Source organism: Sideroxydans sp. CL21 (assembly GCF_902459525.1).
Lineage (GTDB): Bacteria > Pseudomonadota > Gammaproteobacteria > Burkholderiales > Gallionellaceae > Sideroxyarcus.
Window position 1 is genome coordinate 3,644,139 of the sequence record NZ_LR699166.1, and the last position, 15,727, is coordinate 3,659,865.

Consider the following 15,727-nt stretch of genomic DNA (forward strand, 5'->3'; position numbering starts at 1 on the left):
GCAACACAAGCGTCCCTATAATGCCTATGCCTCAAAGAATTGGCACAGCAGCAACAATTTTCAAATAAATAAAAAGGGGACCAAACAATGCAACAATTTCGCGTGACCGCAAAAACAAAATCATTACATAAAATATTTCGTTCGGCACTGTCTATAGCGCTTGGGCTCTCCAAATTTCGTTCCATGGCTTTCCTTGGAGCTGCGCTCGTACCCGCTCCAGTCTTTGCATGCGCTTGCGGATGCGGAATTTTTGATGTCGGCCTGCCAGGCTTGCCGGTGTCCGGCATGAACGACCAGGTTTCTTTGCAATACGCATACATGAATCAGAACCAGAACCACAGCGGCTCAAGCAATGCGGCAGGCGCACTTAACCCGGATCAGCAGATAAAAACCGAATACTACAATCTGTACGGGCAGCATATGTTCAACAGGGATTGGGGAATCATGGCCATGGTGCCTTTCTGGCAAAGATCCTTTACCACCGACACCAATGGCACGCCGGGCGTCACCGATGCGGCTGCAGGCGTGACCCCCGGCATCGAGAACGCGAATGTCCGCAGACTTTCCGATATCCGCGTGATGGGAATGTACACCGGGTTTGATGCAGACATGTCCAGCGGGCTCACCTTCGGCTTGAAATTGCCGACGGGTACCACTACCGCATCGCCTTTGCTGGATCGCGATACAGAGCCGGGAACCGGGACCACTGATTTACTGCTCGGCGGCTACAAGATGGGATATATCGGCAAGGAGTTTGGCTGGTTTTCACAGGGAACTTATCGGCACGCGCTGAACACCTACCAGTCATACAAACCCGGAGACAGCCTCAATGTTACTGCAGGAGTGACCTATAACGGATTGACGGGTACAACCAAGGTGATTCCCATGTTGCAGGTGAACGCCCAGTGGCGAGGAAGCGACCAAGGCGGGGGCGACGCCATTTATGGTAACGTGAATAGCGGCTACAGGAATTTGTACATTGCACCCGGTGTGATGGTGAACTTGACCAGACACTTGCAGGCCAACGCTTCAATTTATATTCCGGCATACCGATTTTCTAACGGTAACCAGTTGGTGCCTCAGTGGCTGGGCAATGCAGGCATTACCTACATGTTCTGACGAGTGTAATGACCGAATTTAAGTTCACTCAAGATGACATCATCTCACTATCGTAAATACACACCCGCATCGTTGTCACCTACCGGAATGGTTTTGCGGCGGAGTGAAGATTGTACTTATTTTATCTGGCACTTCGAATGGCGGTTCCCCACAGTTGCATTTCAAATAAAGTACCCCGCAGCAAGCTGCGGGGTATTCTGCGCTCTTTAATCTGCTGGCTCTCGGCCAGCCTATGCCTCTAGGAAAGGGGAAATTGTACCCGCAGAGATTAAATAAATTTGTTGAAAACAAACACTCACCAAACTTGGCTTATGCCTGGTATCGCAGATCGGAAATGTTCTTTAAAGTGGTTAGTTCTTTTCCACTGAATGTTCTTTAAATTAGAGCCATTTTTACTTTTTCGTCATGGCGACATGGACTAGCAAACTTCGTTGCACTTAAATTAACTATTGATATTTAGCAGGTTACTGGATATTCCATCATAACGTTCGGTCATGACGTAAGCTTTTTTGCTTCTGGCACAGTTCTTGTAAGAGGAATGTAGGAAACTTCTTACATCCTGGAATTGCTAATTAATTCGATAGTTGTAATTCGCCAAACTAAATCGTGATGGTATTTGCATTAATGTGTCCATGAAATTTAAAGCATATCAATTAATTTCGGTTGCAGTAATAGCGACTATTTTTACAGCTGGCTTGCATGTCAACGTAGCATTGGCTGATACAGCAGTGAATGCGCAGTCAGATAACGAGCAGTCGTTATCCAATTCTGAAACGATAAACACATTGCCCGAGGTGACGGTCACCGGGCATTACGACAATGCAGTCGGAACCTCCGATGCAGCTTCCCAAGGGGTCGTCCGCGGTAAGTTATTGCAGGACATCCCTCTGCTCAGGCCGGGCGAGGTGCTGGAGACCGTGCCCGGTATGGTGGTCACCCAGCACTCCGGCGACGGCAAGGCCAATCAGTATTTTTTGCGCGGATATAACCTGGACCATGGCTCCGATTTCGCCACCAACGTGGACGGTGTGCCGACGAACATGCCCACCAATGCCCATGGTCAGGGCTATTCCGACGTGAATTTCCTGATCCCGGAGCTGGTGGAACGCATCGATTACCGCAAAGGCCCGTATTTCGCCGACAACAGCGATTTTTCGTCAGCCGGTTCCGCAGACATCAAATACCGGAACAGTCTTGATCACAATTTTGCGGACATGACTCTCGGAGCCTATGGCTACCGGCGCGTGCTTATGGCGGGGTCGACGGTGTTGGCGCCACAAGGTCAGTATTCCCAGAATACATCTTCACTCAACAAAACCGGCCCGACCCTGCTCGGCGCAGTGGAGCTCATGAGCAACAACGGTCCGTGGGCGGTCAACGAGGATCTGCACAAGACCAATGCTCTGTTGCGTCTCAGCGATGGCGGTGCCACAAACGGATGGTCGCTCGATGCGATCCATTACGATGCGAAGTGGAATTCGACAGACCAGGTGCCGCTGGAGTTGATCGCTTCGGGGCAGCTGGGACGCTTTTCGGCATTGGATCCCACCGACGGCGGAAATTCCAGCCGGGATATCGTTTCCGGGGAATGGCGCAGCAGCGATTCCGCGGGGTATACGAAGTTGTCCACTTTCATCGAACATTACCATCTGCAGCTTTGGTCGAACTTCACTTTCTTCGAATTGCGTCCGGCGACCGGCGACCAGTTCGAACAGGCGGAAGACCGGAACATCGTTGGCGGGCAGGCGGTCAGGGGATGGAACCATGGTCTGCTGGAACACGATTCGTTTACAGAGCTGGGCCTGCAGTTGCGCCACGACAACATAAACGTCAGCCTGCAGAACACGCAGGCGCGCATACCTTTTGCAGCAGTAAGCAACAACCGGGTTGGAGAGACCCTGACCGGCCTGTATCTGCAAAACACGACCTATTGGGCCAGCTGGATACGCACCCTGGTTGGATTTCGCGAAGATACCGTTTCCATGGACATGACTTCGTATGTGCAACCGCAGAATTCGGGCTCAGCCGGGGGCACCCGTCCTTCGCCCAAGTTCTCGGCGATCTTTGGCCCCTGGCAGCGGACGGAATTGTTCCTCAATGCTGGCAAGGGATTTCATAGCAACGATGCGCGTGGCGTGATCGACAGGGTTGACCCGACTACCGGCGTGCCCGCGACTGCGGTGCCGGCTCTGGTTGGCAGTACAGGCAAGGAAATCGGGGTGCGCACGGAAATGATCAAGGGTATACAAAGTTCGGTTGCGTTCTGGAGTCTGGATAGCGATTCGGAGATCGTCTATGCGGCCGACTCTGCGATCGGCAGCACGACACCGAACGGCGCAAGCAAGCGCACCGGGGTGGAGTGGAACAATCACTGGAATGCCAATCGCTGGCTGCTGGTCGATGCGGATCTGGCCTGGACGCATGCGCGCTATGCAAACATGAACGACAACGGCGCAACCGGGGACCTGATCCCCAATGCGGTGGGCAAGGTTGCGCTGCTCAGGGCCGCGATCCGCGATGAAGGTGCCTGGCTGGCGGGGATTGAAACCCGGTATATCGGTCAATATCCCCTTTCCCAGGACGGCAGCCTGAGCGCACCCTCGGCAATCGTGACCAATGTGCGGGTGCGGCGCGAGATATCTTCGCGCATGGCAGTCTCGCTGGACGCACTCAATCTGTTCAACCGCCAGTATTACGATATCGCCTATCAGCAGGATTACCGGGTATCACCGACGAGTCCAGTGGTGCCGAGCGGGATCACGGTGCATCCGGGAGAGCCGCGTCAATTGCGGGTGACTTTGGGGATCAAGTTCTGATATTGAATGCCTATTCGAATATATTTCGATTTAGGCAGAGAAGTTAGATGGGCTTACTACTAATTGTAGTGATAACGAACTCGATTGACGGTTCTGCAGTGCCCGCGATCGGGTAACTTGTATGACTATACTTGTCGGGTAACCGCGCATGGCTACCCGACTTCAGACGTTCAGACCTCTACCTGCTTTACGAAATATTTACGCCCGCCCCCCTATGTTTTAGAAAATCTTTATGCGGCTTTCCCTATTCTTATAAAGGGCTCGATTATGTCGAGTAGCATTATAGGAAGGAGAAATGTCATGAATGATCCTGCAGAAATATTTATCAAGCTGGTGGTCTTCTTGATGGCTTTTTTAGGCATTGTCGGATTGGCGCACGTGACTTCTTGGATGTTCAACGAATCCAAACCGCATGGCTCGAATAGAACTTTCGCAAAAAGAAGCCTGACAGAGAAAGCAGATCGGGTAGGTATCAACTCTGACGATAATTTGATTTGATTGATCCCACGGAGAAAATATTGAGCCACATTTCAAAATACCTTTGGCCCGAAGACATTCTTCTCGATGTCGATGTGGCCAACAAGACCCAGCTTTTTAATGATATTGGTCGACATATGGAGAGGGAGCATGGCATGTCACATGAGTGGCTGATTGCAGGTCTTTCCCGTAGGGAACAACTTGGATCGACTGGTTTGGGAGAGGGGGTTGCCATCCCCCACGCCAGAATCGAAGGTCTTTCCCAAATACATATTGCCTATTTGCGACTCAAAACCCCGATTCCTTTCGATGCTCCAGATGGGAAACCCGTATCCGACATCATCGTCATACTGGTCCCCAAACAAGCTACTGAAGAACATCTTCAAATTCTGGCCGAAACTACCCAGATATTCGCTGATAGTAAGTTTCGTGAGAACCTGCATTCGTGTCAACATGCGATTGAGGTCAAATCAATGATCGAGTCATTTGCTTGGTGAATAGCGCTGGCGTATTAATTCATGCATCAAAAGCAAGGCGCCAGACTTTTATATTAGCATCGTCGCAAACAATGACTCATTTGAAGTAGCTACATTGTTACCTGGCACATCTGCAATAGCGACCAACATCCTCCACCAAAAAGGACCTACTTCAATTTAAGAGCAAAGTTTTACAGTACATCGGCGTAATTTTGAATGGGCTTAATAAATGCTAGATGGGCATTCAAATCGCAGCCAGTCTGTAACCCACACCGCTTTCCGTCAGCAGGAAACGCGGTCGTGCAGGATCTTTCTCCAGTTTGTGGCGCAGGATACCCATATAGATACGCAGATAGTGAGCTCGCTCCACGTAGTTCGGCCCCCAGACTTCCCTGAGCAACAACTGGTGCGTCAGCACCTTGCCCGCGTGCTTGACTAACACGGTCAGCAGACGGTACTCGAGTGGAGTGAGATGCACTTCCGCACCGCTGACTGTGACATTGCGATGCGTCATGTCCACCCTTAACTCGTCCACTGAGAAAACGCCTTCTTCCACTCCAGTCGAAATCGAAGTCACATGACGCAATGCCACGCGTATCCTTGCCAGCAACTCACCGACGCCAAAAGGCTTGACCAGATAATCATCCGCCCCCGCATCCAGCGCGGAAACCTTGTCGCTTTCCTGCGAGCGAGCGGACAGGATGATGACGGGAACGGTAGACCACGTACGTATTCCTCTGACAACCTCCACTCCGTCCATATCGGGCAGGCCGAGATCGAGAATGACCAGGTCCGGTTTGCGTGTTGCGGCCTCGGTCAAGCCCTGCTTGCCGGTTTCAGCTTCGATCACCTGATAGCCTTCCGATACCAGCGTAGTGCGCAGGAAGCGGCGTATCTGCGCTTCATCCTCGATAACAATAATGGTGGCGGAATTATTCATGATTGGCGGTTTCTTCGTTTTCAATAGAAGGTGGCTCCGACAACGGCAAGGCAAAATGGAATGCGGCGCCCCCGGAAGGCAAATTATCCGCCCACATCCTTCCGCCATGTGCCTCCACGATGGCACGGCAGATCGTCAGGCCAAGACCTGCCCCGCCTTGGTTACCCTCCTTGGCGACACGGTGGAATTTTTCAAAAATGCGTTCTTCTTCACCCGCCGGGATCCCGGGACCGTGATCGGAGATGGTCACCACCAATTCGTTCTGGTCAGTTCCGGCAGATATTTCAATAGCCGTGCCGGGTGGGGTGTATTTCACGGCATTTTCCAGCAGGTTCGCAAATACCCGCTCCATCATCATGCTGTCGATCTCGACCAAGGGTAGATCGTGCGGCAACCTGACGTTGACCGGATGGTTGGCCATGCGTGCGCTCATTCCTGCCAGCGCCCCGCCGACCACTTCTTCCAAAGGTTGCCATTGCCGGTTCAGCACGACGGCACCGGCCTCCAGCCGTGCCATGTCCAGCAGGTTGTTGGCCAGTCCGGCCATGCGTATCGCCTCTTCATAAATGGACTGGCCGAGCTCACGGCGTGCATGATCGTCGAGCTTGTCGCTATCCCGCAGCAGACTGCTGGAGGCACCGATGATCGCCGCCAGCGGGGTGCGCAAATCATGCGAGATCGCCGACAGCAAAGTATTGCGCAACTGTTCCGTCTCCATTTTTAACTGGGTGCGTTGCGCTTCGACCGCCATCTTGACCCGCTCCAAGGCCAGCGCGATCTGGCTGACAAACGTTTCCAGAAGCCGCTGTTGCTCGGGCAGAGCGATCCGCGCCGGGTTCAGCGGCAACAAGGCCAATACGCCTATCATTCCGGACGATGCCTGTAGCGGCAGATAGACCATCTCCCCGCCCGGCAGGGTATCCGTTCCCAGTCCTGCCATCTGCCCGTGGTCGAAGACCCATTGCGCCACGCTCAGGTCGCTGCCATGACAGGATTGCGGTTCGCCCTCACCTCCAGGATAAACGATGCGCCCCGTTGCGTTGGGCAGTAACACGGCTACCTGTGCTTCAAATACATCCGCCACATGCCTGACCGCAATGCGCAGAATATTTTCCTCGCCGCGCGTCGCCGCCAGTTCGCGGCTCAAGCCAAATAACGATGCTATGCGGCGCTCGCGGTGACCCGCGATCCTGGCCTGGTGACGGGTACTCACGGTCATGCTGCTGATCACCAGTGCAACCATCAACATGACAGCAAATGTCATCAGGTATTGGCTGTCCGAAACCGCAAAACTGAATCGCGGCGGAACAAAAAAGAAATCGAATGCCACCACGCCCAGGAATGAACTCAATACCGACGGGCCGCGTCCGTAACGCGCAGCGACTATCACCACGCCCAACAGGTAAACCATGATCAGGTTGGCCAGGTCGAAATGGTCGAATATGACCCAGGATATGCCGGTGCTGATGGCCGTCGCGACAAATGCCCACAAATAGCCTGCGCGCCACTTGAACATCGGCTGCTGCTCCTCGGAAGCAAGCCCGAGATACAAGCGGCTGCGCGCGAAATAAGGGTTTTCCCGCGATTGCGACAGGAAATTGGATTCCTTTCCCACCACGTGGATATCGATGTCCTTGGCTTGCCGGATGATCGTGTCGACCAGCGACCCGAACAGCCAACGCTTCCATTCCGACCGTGTCGGTTTTCCAAGCACGATACGGGTGGCGTTACGGGTGCGGGCATAGGTGATCACTTCCTCGGCCAGTTTATAACCGCTCAGCGTCGCAGTCTCCGCCCCCAACTCTTCCGCCAGCTTCAGCGTGCGCAAAATGTCATCACGTTGCTCTTTGGAAAGATGTTGTAGCTTCGCAGTCTCGATATAGACCACGACCCATTCCGCCCGCAGCAGTTGCGCCAGTCGGTATGCCGCGCGAACCAGGTTTTCAGCCGTGCCACCCGGCCCGATACAAACCAGCAGGCGCTCTTTGACCTGCCATACGTTCTGGATCGCGTGATCGTCACGGTAGTCGCGCATCTGCGCGTCCACCCGGTCCGCCGTGCGCCGCAATGCAAGCTCGCGCAAGGCGATCAGGTTGCCCTTGCGGAAGAAATTCTTAGCGGCACGTTCTGCCTGCTGCGGCAGATAAACCTTCCCTTCTTTCAGACGCTGCAGCAACTCGTCCGGCGGAAGATCAATCAGCTCGATTTCAGTCGCCTCCTCCAGCACAGAGTCCGGGACGGTCTCCCATACAGGGATGCCGGTGATTTGCGAAATAACGTCGTTGAGGCTTTCGATATGCTGGACATTGATCGCGGTATAGACGTCTATCCCCGCATCCAGCAATTCCTCCACATCCTGCCAGCGCTTGGCATGGCGCGAACCCGGTGCATTGGTGTGCGCCAGTTCGTCCACCAGGATCAGCGCAGGATGACGCTTGAGCGCAGCATCCAGATCAAACTCGCGCAGTTGCGTGTTCTGGTAATCCACCATACGCATCGGCAAAACTTCCAGTCCTTCCAGCAACTGCTCTGTCTCGACACGTTTGTGCGTTTCCACATAGCCCGCCACCACGTCCAGACCTTCAGCGCGGCGTTCGCGCGCTGCCAGCAACATGCCGAAGGTCTTGCCGACACCGGCGGACGCGCCGAAAAATATCTTCAGGCGGCCGCGTCTGCGCTTCGCTTCTGCGCGCTGTACACGCTCTAACAAAGAATCGGGATCAGGACGTTGTTCGTTCATGACTTTCTTTCGTCGTACTGCGCCTGCAATTCGCACTGCTCTTTACCGCCGTCCGCAAGCGGCATCAATTGCACCGCCCCGAAAAGGACTTTGCGGAAATGGCGGACGGTATGGTCGGGGGCAGTCATTATGGGTTCCAGTTTATAACAAGTTGTGACTATCCAACTCTAATGTGCACCGACTACTGACAACTTGGTCACGTTGTTCGCAGTCCCTGTCAATCAAGATCGTGATATAAATTATTGTGTTTGTTGTGCAATGTTTAACATCGTGGATCACGATGTAGCAAATCCCCATGCAACCTCCATCCCTGACTGATGCGAATTTCTATTTCACTGACTTGCTCGAAAGAAGTCTCTCAGGTTCTCTGTGATCCATATAGGAATGGCAGAAAATACAAGAAAGGAACGTTTTGTATAGGCTGAACATCCGTATTCATTACAAGACTCCTAATCGAGAAAGCAATAACTCAAATCAAGGTAGGCAGAGCAAGATTATGGTTCAGCGCGATTTTCCTCGGCACTGGATTCTTCCGTCCTTTCCTGTAGCAATTCATTGCATGCAGATGCTGAAGTTTTCAGGTGGTCGCTGCACGGCTTGCGCGATTGCAACAACAAGATGACATACGCAACCCCAATTGGAATGGCAATGCCGATAAGGCCCAGAAATGGATCTATAGCATTGCTCATGAGAACAGTCTCCATTGCTAAGCGGCACGCTTAGGTGTGCAATGTTGAAAAGAGGCAAGATCAATCCTTCCGGCTTGCGCGATTCTACGGATAACTTCAATAACGCTGCCAGCCATACTGTCTTCGGCCGTCACATCGAACCGTACCTGCTTGCATGACTCGTGAATTGTCCTTTTAGCGCGTATTTCCGCCATATCAACCGCGCGCACCCGATATGGAATCGGGGTAATGACAACATGCTCACCTCCTGCGACGCAGACAGCTTTGCGCACAATCATCGCTTCAGATTCTCTTAATACTGTAGTGATTCGTTTCATACAAACCTCCTTCCTTGAATAGGGAGCATGCTATGAGAAACAGTATAAAAATAGGGTAAATTGTTAGTCTTCGGGTGTAAAAAACTCATTAAGAATTCGCACCGCGATCTGGGTTGATCCGTACCATCAACGTTCGCCAAAATAGATGCGCTTGGCGAAGAACAATTCACCAAGCGCATTTGGTAACGGTTTAGCGTAACAATACAAGCTAACGCATTTATCAGAACGTACGGCTCAGAGCCAATACGGCAATGCCCTTTCCCAGTTCGTTACCTGCGACGGTATAGAATGTACCTGCGCCTGTTGCAGCGTTTGTTTTGCTGTAAGCCAAGCTCACACCGTAACCAGATCCCATGTCTTTGCTGACGCTTAACTTGTAGTCAGCGTAGGATGGATCAGCGCCATTGGCTTTGAGTTGATCAGCAGTGCTGCCTTTGTAGGCTTGCTTGCCCCAATGTGCACCCAGGGTATAGCCGCTGTCACCGATCGGATAGTTCGCGCTCAAATCGAGGTAAGTAGAACCTTGGGCGTTAGAAACGCCAAACAGGTCACCCAGGCTATACGACAACTTGGCCGTCACAATGGAGTAGGTCACCGCTCCATAGACTTCGTTGGTATCAGCCTTGGTTGCACCTGGAGCGTAATTGCCGGGATAGTTATAGCGTAGAAAGCCAACATCATAAGAAACTACACCTGCTGTTCCCTTGTAGCCCCCATAGGTGTCGAGTTCCAGTCCAGCATCTCGCGCGCCTGCCGGATTTGCACCGGTAGTATATTCATCCCCCAACCAGCTGATGCTTGAACCCCATGTACCGATATACAGGCCATTGGCGTTTGCATAGTCAAAACCACCCTGAATGGCTGGTTTGGCGCCGGATTGCGAAATGCCGCGATACAGGTAATTGGTCGTCAACGCCACGTTAGCAGAGAACGGTGAAGCGGGAGCTGTGTCAGCCAATGCCAACCCAGGTGCGCTCAGTGCGGTGAGTATCAAAATATTCAATAATTTGCTTTTAAACATTGCCAGTACTTTCTATTCAGTTAATTAAAATATGTTTTCGGTCGGATTTAGCGCGCTGCGTCCAGCGCCAGATTGAGTTCCAGCACATTCACCCGCGGCTCGCCCAGAATGCCGAACTGACGGCCTTCAGTGTGATCTGCTACCAGCTTGCGCAAGGTTTCCGGGTTGAGGTTGCGCACCCGTGCCACTCGCGCAAGCTGGTATTCCGCTGCCGCAGGGCTGATGTGCGGATCAAGCCCGCTGGCGGATGTAGTCACCAAGTCGACAGGGATAGGCTGCGTATTACCCGGATCGGCATCGCGCAGGGCTTGCACTCTGCCTTTGATCGCATCCATCAAGGCCGGGTTGGTTGGTCCCAGATTCGAGCCGCCAGAAGCAGTTGGATTGTTGGGCATCGGGCCGATCGCCGAAGGACGGCTCCAGAAATACTTCGGATCCGAGAAGGACTGGCCGATGAGGCTGGAGCCAACCGGCTTGCCGTCTTTCATGATCATGCTGCCGTTGGCCTTGGCGGGCATGGCCACCTGCGAGATTCCTGTCACCAGCAACGGGTATGCGATGCCGGTAAGCAGGGTCAGCAACAGGAAACTGACTACAGCGGGACGAATTTCTTTCAACATGATTATTCCTTTCTCAAACTAAATGCAGAGCGACTAGCAACAGGTCGATCAGCTTGATGCCAACGAAGGGGACGATGACGCCACCCAGCCCGTAGATCAGCAGGTTGTTACGCAACAGCACATTCGCCCCGATGGCGCGGTATTTCACACCTTTCAGCGCCAACGGCACCAGCGCGATGATGATCAGCGCGTTGAATATCACGGCGGACAGGATGGCGCTGGACGGCGTCGCCAGATGCATCACATTGAGCGCGCCGAGTGCCGGATAAGTGGTCACAAATGCTGCCGGAATGATGGCGAAGTACTTGGCCACGTCGTTGGCAATACTGAACGTAGTCAGAGAACCGCGGGTCATCAGCATCTGCTTGCCGGTCTCGACGATCTCGATCAGTTTGGTTGGGTTGGAATCCAGGTCCACCATGTTGCCTGCTTCCTTCGCCGCCTGCGTACCGGTGTTCATAGCCACCGCCACATCGGCCTGCGCCAGTGCAGGGGCGTCGTTGGTGCCGTCGCCGGTCATCGCCACCAGCCTGCCCTGCGCCTGATGTTCGCGGATCAGTTTCAGTTTAGCTTCTGGCGTGGCTTCAGCAAGGAAGTCATCCACGCCCGCTTCGGCGGCAATAGCGGCGGCGGTGAGGCGGTTGTCGCCGGTGATCATGATGGTCTTGATGCCCATGCGACGCAGTTCGGCGAAACGTTCCTTGATGCCGCCCTTGACGACGTCCTTGAGCTCGATCACGCCCAGCACTTTGATTCCGTCCGCCACCACCAGCGGCGTGCTGCCGCGGCGCGCGACAGTCTCCACAATGGTATTGACATCGGCAGGAAAAATACCGCCAAGACCGACGACATGGTCGCGTATAGCATCGGTCGCACCCTTGCGAATCTGGCGACTTTCCAGATTAACCCCGCTCATGCGCGTATGTGCGCTGAAGGGCACGAAGGTCGCACCCATCTCATGGATGTTTCGTTCGCGCAGGCCGAATTTCTCCTTGGCCAGCACAACAATGCTGCGGCCTTCCGGCGTTTCGTCGGCCAGCGAGGCGAGTTGAGCCACATCGGCCAGTTCGGCCTCGGTCACACCACTGGCATGCAGGAAACTGCTGGCCTGGCGATTGCCCAACGTGATAGTGCCGGTTTTGTCCAGCAGCAACACATCCACATCGCCTGCCGCTTCCACTGCACGACCGCTCGTTGCAATCACGTTCTTTTGCAACATGCGCCCCATACCGGCTACACCGATGGCGGAAAGCAGGCCGCCGATCGTTGTCGGGATCAGGCATACCAGCAGCGCCACCAGCACAGTAATGCTGATCGGTTGCCCGGCACCAGCCACTTCGACGCTGTAGATGGAGAACGGCAACAGGGTGACAATGACAAACAGGAAAATCAGCGTCATCGCCACCAGTAATATGGTGAGCGCGATCTCGTTCGGCGTCTTTTGGCGCTTTGCGCTTTCCACCATCGCGATCATACGATCCAGGAATGTCTCGCCCGGATTGGTGGTGATGCGCACCACCAGCCAGTCGGACAGCACGCGCGTACCGCCGGTCACCGCGTTGAAGTCGCCGCCGGAAGCGCGTATCACCGGTGCGCTTTCACCGGTGATGGCGCTTTCATCCACCGAGGCAACGCCCTCGATTACCTCGCCGTCGCCGGGAATGAAATCACCTGTTTCTACCAGCACGACATCATCTTTGCGTAAGCTGGAGCCCGGAACCTCAGCAAACTTTTCGCCATAGTTCGGACGAACAAGTTTCTTTGCCACGATGTCGCGCTTGGCACTGCGCATGGCGTTGGCCTGGGCGCGGCTGCGGCCTTCCGCCACAGCTTCAGCGAAATTGGCGAACAGCACGGTGAACCACAGCCATAGTGTGATGGCCAGAATGAAACCGGCAGGTGCTTCGCCGTGTCCGCCCAGAGCCTGAAAGAACAGTGCAGTGGTCAGTAAGCTGCCCACCCACACCACGAACATCACGGGGTTCTTCATTTGCTGGTGTGGACTCAGTTTTTTGAACGAGTCCACCACGGCCTGTTTGACGATATCGCGCTCAAACAGGGAAAACGGAACAGTCTTGGTTGTCATGCAAATCTCCTTAATGAACACTAATCATGTTCAGGTGTTCGATCACCGGGCCGAGCGCCAATGCTGGTACAAAGTTCAGCGCACCTACCAGTAGTACCGTACCGATCAGCAGCCAGACGAACATTTGTGTATGCGTCGCCATACTGCCTATGCTGGCGGGGATGCGTTTTTTGGCCGCCAGCGAACCGGCCAGCGCCAGCACCGGAATCATCAGCCAGATGCGGCCGAAGAACATCTCGAAGCCCAGCGCAGTGTTATAAAATGGCGTATTGGCCGATAGACCTGCGAAAGCACTGCCGTTGTTGCCGACAGCTGATGAGAACGCATACAGGATCTCGCTGAAGCCGTGTGCACCGGGATTCGCGACGCCGGCTTTACCCGCGGCCAGCATGACGGCCAAGGCGGCCCCGCCGAGAATAATCATGGGCGGAATCAAAATCACCAGCGAAGCCATCTTGATGTCGAAAGCCTCGATCTTCTTGCCCAGATATTCCGGGGTGCGCCCGATCATCAGCCCGGCCAGAAACACAGCGATCACGGCGTATACCAACATCGCGTACAAGCCAGAACCAACACCGCCGAAGATCACTTCGCCCAACTGGATCTGCGCCAGCGGAACCAGCCCGCCCAGCGGCGTGAAGGAGTCATGCATGGAATTCACTGCACCACAGGAAGCTCCTGTGGTAATCGTGGCGAACAAGGCTGAATTGACGATGCCGAAGCGCGTTTCTTTGCCTTCCATATTGCCACCGGATTGTGTGATGGAAGCGTTTTGATCCACACCCAAGGCAGTAAAGGCAGGGTTGCCCTTCAGTTCGGCGTATTCAGCCACTGCAAGGAAACCGACGAACAAAATTGTCATGGCTACGAGGATCGCCCAACCCTGACGTGTATCGCCCACCATGCTGCCGAAGGTGTAGCACAGGGCAGCAGGAATCAAGAACATCGCAATCATCGCCAGGAAATTGGAGAATGGCGTGGGATTCTCGTACGGGTGAGCCGAGTTGGCGTTGAAGAAGCCGCCGCCGTTGGTGCCGAGTTGCTTGATCGCCTCTTGCGATGCGACCGGACCCAGCGCAATGACCTGCTCCTTAGTGGTTGCCTTTTCAGTGACCGGGTTGCCTGCGGCGTCTTTCACCGGATTACCGGCGGCATCCATTTTCGGATTGTCGTAGGTGATTGTTTCCACTGTGGGCACAGTTTGATAGGCAGACAGGTTCTGCACCACACCCTGGCTGACCAGCACCAGCGCCAGCACGACGGAAAGCGGCAGCAGTATATAGATCGTGCTACGCGTCATATCCACCCAAAAGTTGCCGATGGTTTCCGTGGTATGGCGTGCAAAGCCGCGTATCAATGCCACCAGCACGGCCATACCGGCAGCGGCAGAAAGGAAGTTCTGCACCGCCAAGGCTGCCATCTGGACGAGGTAGCTCATGGTGGATTCGCCGCTATAACCTTGCCAGTTGGTGTTGGTCAGGAAACTGACTGCCGTATTGAAAGACGAATCGGGACTCACTGCGCCGAAACCCTGGGGATTCAGCGGCAGCATACCTTGCAGGCGCTGCATGGCATACACTGCCAGCATGCTGAGCAGCGCAAACCACAACATCGCCAGCGCATAACGGGTCCAGCGCATTTCCTGCTTGCTGTCCACACCGCACAGGCGGTAAAAAAGATTTTCGGCAGGAGCTACCCAGCGCACAAACGCCGGCAGCTTTCCCTCGTAAACTTGTGCCATGTACCAGCCGAGCGGCTTCGCCAGGGCGATAAGCACACCGAGGAACAAGGCAATTTGCAGCAATCCATTGGTACTCATGAGAACAACTCCGGTTTAAGTAAGGCAATGACGAGATAAACCATCAACAACAATGCCGCGATGGCAGCCACGATATAGAAGAAGCTCATGACGGCCTCCCCAGTTTTTCGATGCCGTAGGTCAGCAGCACGCTCAGGCCAAAGAAGGCCAGAATCAACAATAGATAGAACCAGTCCATTTCATTTACTCCTGTTGGAAAAACACGGGGAGCATGGTAGGGAATGGCGAATAAAAACGGTGTAAATAAGAGGCTCGTGTGTGTAAAGAAGTTATAAAGATTCACTCGGCTGCGCGAGCTGATTAGTGGAGAAATTGACTAAGGTCAAGATAGTCTGAAGGGAAATTTCCCTAAGTCCACCCGGCATTCAACCAGTACGACTGAATAGTGAGGCGTTATACCCGACAAATATTGTTGGAAGCCGATAACAAATCTTCTTTGCCTGGCTTTACGGATTATTTACGTCTTGCCGTCTATGTTTTAGAAAATCTTTACGCAGTTTTCCTTAATCTAACGAATCGCTCAGTTGTGTCGAGTGACATTGTGATAAGGAAAATGGAATGAATGATCTTGCAGAAATGTTCATCAATCTGGTGTTAGCACTGATGG

At 53.8% G+C, this 15,727-nt stretch carries 13 protein-coding genes; 4 read left to right on the top strand and 9 right to left on the bottom strand.

The genetic code is table 11. The features are described 5' to 3' along the window. The first annotated feature begins 285 nt into the window (after nucleotides 1–285). The 4 genes from QOY30_RS17445 to QOY30_RS17460 all read left to right on the top strand — a co-directional run bounded on the left by QOY30_RS17445 (nucleotide 286) and on the right by QOY30_RS17460 (nucleotide 4,909). On the top strand, nucleotides 286–1,119 hold the full coding sequence (locus tag QOY30_RS17445; RefSeq protein ID WP_283744755.1) for a hypothetical protein: 834 nt from the start codon (nucleotides 286–288) through the stop codon (nucleotides 1,117–1,119). A 728-nt stretch (nucleotides 1,120–1,847) separates the two neighbouring features. Further along, the gene (locus tag QOY30_RS17450) at nucleotides 1,848–3,935 is read left to right on the top strand and encodes a TonB-dependent receptor (protein WP_283745889.1); all 2,088 of its coding nucleotides are present in this window, start codon (nucleotides 1,848–1,850) and stop codon (nucleotides 3,933–3,935) included. 300 nt (nucleotides 3,936–4,235) lie between these two features. Continuing rightward, complete coding sequence (locus QOY30_RS17455; protein ID WP_283745890.1) at nucleotides 4,236–4,433, top strand: hypothetical protein; 198 nt, start codon at nucleotides 4,236–4,238, stop codon at nucleotides 4,431–4,433. A 20-nt stretch (nucleotides 4,434–4,453) separates the two neighbouring features. Then, a complete protein-coding gene (locus QOY30_RS17460) occupies nucleotides 4,454–4,909 on the top strand; it encodes a PTS sugar transporter subunit IIA (protein WP_283745891.1) in 456 nt (151 codons plus the stop codon). A gap of 223 nt (nucleotides 4,910–5,132) precedes the next feature. Here QOY30_RS17460 and kdpE read toward each other — a convergent pair whose 3' ends face one another. From kdpE to QOY30_RS17505, 9 genes are all read right to left on the bottom strand, one after another. Continuing rightward, on the bottom strand, nucleotides 5,133–5,828 hold the full coding sequence (kdpE, locus tag QOY30_RS17465) for a two-component system response regulator KdpE (protein WP_283745892.1): 696 nt from the start codon (nucleotides 5,826–5,828) through the stop codon (nucleotides 5,133–5,135). After that, nucleotides 5,821–8,568, bottom strand: a complete 2,748-nt coding sequence (locus QOY30_RS17470) for a DUF4118 domain-containing protein (RefSeq protein WP_283745893.1) — start codon at nucleotides 8,566–8,568, stop codon at nucleotides 5,821–5,823. The genes kdpE and QOY30_RS17470 overlap by 8 nt, the downstream gene beginning before the upstream one ends. After that, nucleotides 8,565–8,696 (bottom strand): hypothetical protein, encoded by a 132-nt coding sequence (locus QOY30_RS17475; protein ID WP_283745894.1) that lies wholly within the window; start codon nucleotides 8,694–8,696, stop codon nucleotides 8,565–8,567. Before QOY30_RS17475 ends, QOY30_RS17470 begins: the two co-directional genes overlap by 4 nt. A gap of 578 nt (nucleotides 8,697–9,274) precedes the next feature. Then, the gene (locus QOY30_RS17480) at nucleotides 9,275–9,574 is read right to left on the bottom strand and encodes a hypothetical protein (RefSeq protein ID WP_283745895.1); all 300 of its coding nucleotides are present in this window, start codon (nucleotides 9,572–9,574) and stop codon (nucleotides 9,275–9,277) included. Between the two features lie 220 nt (nucleotides 9,575–9,794). After that, nucleotides 9,795–10,595 (bottom strand): TorF family putative porin, encoded by an 801-nt coding sequence (locus QOY30_RS17485; RefSeq protein ID WP_283745896.1) that lies wholly within the window; start codon nucleotides 10,593–10,595, stop codon nucleotides 9,795–9,797. A gap of 47 nt (nucleotides 10,596–10,642) precedes the next feature. Further along, complete coding sequence (kdpC, locus tag QOY30_RS17490; protein WP_283745897.1) at nucleotides 10,643–11,215, bottom strand: potassium-transporting ATPase subunit KdpC; 573 nt, start codon at nucleotides 11,213–11,215, stop codon at nucleotides 10,643–10,645. 13 nt (nucleotides 11,216–11,228) lie between these two features. After that, nucleotides 11,229–13,301 carry a potassium-transporting ATPase subunit KdpB gene (kdpB, locus tag QOY30_RS17495; RefSeq protein WP_283745898.1) on the bottom strand — a complete coding sequence of 691 codons (2,073 nt, stop codon included), beginning with the start codon at nucleotides 13,299–13,301 and terminating at the stop codon, nucleotides 11,229–11,231. A gap of 10 nt (nucleotides 13,302–13,311) precedes the next feature. Further along, a complete protein-coding gene (gene kdpA / locus QOY30_RS17500) occupies nucleotides 13,312–15,120 on the bottom strand; it encodes a potassium-transporting ATPase subunit KdpA (protein ID WP_283745899.1) in 1,809 nt (602 codons plus the stop codon). Next, nucleotides 15,117–15,209, bottom strand: coding sequence for a potassium-transporting ATPase subunit F (locus tag QOY30_RS17505; RefSeq protein WP_283745900.1), 93 nt, complete (start codon nucleotides 15,207–15,209; stop codon nucleotides 15,117–15,119). Before QOY30_RS17505 ends, kdpA begins: the two co-directional genes overlap by 4 nt. Nucleotides 15,210–15,727: the final 518 nt, after the last annotated feature.

Excerpts from the sequence above, each read along its gene's own strand:
- QOY30_RS17445 (WP_283744755.1), top strand. The coding sequence starts at position 286 with ATGAACGACCAGGTTTCTTTGCAATACGCATACATGAATCAGAACCAG.
- QOY30_RS17455 (WP_283745890.1), top strand. The coding sequence starts at position 4,236 with ATGAATGATCCTGCAGAAATATTTATCAAGCTGGTGGTCTTCTTGATG.
- kdpE (WP_283745892.1), bottom strand. The coding sequence starts at position 5,828 with ATGAATAATTCCGCCACCATTATTGTTATCGAGGATGAAGCGCAGATA.
- QOY30_RS17470 (WP_283745893.1), bottom strand. The coding sequence starts at position 8,568 with ATGAACGAACAACGTCCTGATCCCGATTCTTTGTTAGAGCGTGTACAG.
- QOY30_RS17475 (WP_283745894.1), bottom strand. The coding sequence starts at position 8,696 with ATGACTGCCCCCGACCATACCGTCCGCCATTTCCGCAAAGTCCTTTTC.
- QOY30_RS17480 (WP_283745895.1), bottom strand. The coding sequence starts at position 9,574 with ATGAAACGAATCACTACAGTATTAAGAGAATCTGAAGCGATGATTGTG.
- QOY30_RS17485 (WP_283745896.1), bottom strand. The coding sequence starts at position 10,595 with ATGTTTAAAAGCAAATTATTGAATATTTTGATACTCACCGCACTGAGC.
- kdpC (WP_283745897.1), bottom strand. The coding sequence starts at position 11,215 with ATGTTGAAAGAAATTCGTCCCGCTGTAGTCAGTTTCCTGTTGCTGACC.
- kdpB (WP_283745898.1), bottom strand. The coding sequence starts at position 13,301 with ATGACAACCAAGACTGTTCCGTTTTCCCTGTTTGAGCGCGATATCGTC.
- kdpA (WP_283745899.1), bottom strand. The coding sequence starts at position 15,120 with ATGAGTACCAATGGATTGCTGCAAATTGCCTTGTTCCTCGGTGTGCTT.
- QOY30_RS17505 (WP_283745900.1), bottom strand. The coding sequence starts at position 15,209 with ATGAGCTTCTTCTATATCGTGGCTGCCATCGCGGCATTGTTGTTGATG.